General features: G+C 53.8%; 1 protein-coding gene. It reads left to right on the top strand.

The features are described 5' to 3' along the window. A partial coding sequence (locus FDW97_RS20610) for an EF-Tu/IF-2/RF-3 family GTPase (RefSeq protein WP_249359806.1) occupies positions 1 to 398 on the top strand: 398 nt, incomplete at both ends.

Below are 398 nucleotides of genomic sequence, written 5' to 3'. Positions count from 1 at the left end.
GCTAAGTCTACCTGTACTGGCGTTGAAATGTTCCGCAAACTGCTGGACGAAGGCCGTGCTGGTGAGAACGTTGGTGTTCTGCTGCGTGGTATCAAACGTGAAGAAATCGAACGTGGTCAGGTACTGGCTAAGCCGGGCTCTATCAAGCCGCACACCAAGTTCGAATCTGAAGTGTACATCCTGTCCAAAGACGAAGGCGGCCGTCATACTCCGTTCTTCAAAGGCTACCGTCCGCAGTTCTACTTCCGTACTACTGACGTGACTGGCACCATCGAACTGCCGGAAGGCGTAGAGATGGTAATGCCGGGCGACAACATCAAAATGGTTGTTACCCTGATCCACCCAATCGCGATGGACGACGGTCTGCGTTTCGCAATCCGTGAAGGCGGCCGTACTGT

Source organism: Citrobacter sp. wls708 (assembly GCF_005281255.1).
Classification (GTDB): Bacteria; Pseudomonadota; Gammaproteobacteria; order Enterobacterales; family Enterobacteriaceae; genus Citrobacter; species Citrobacter werkmanii.
This window is presented reverse-complemented; position numbering and strand designations above follow the sequence as displayed.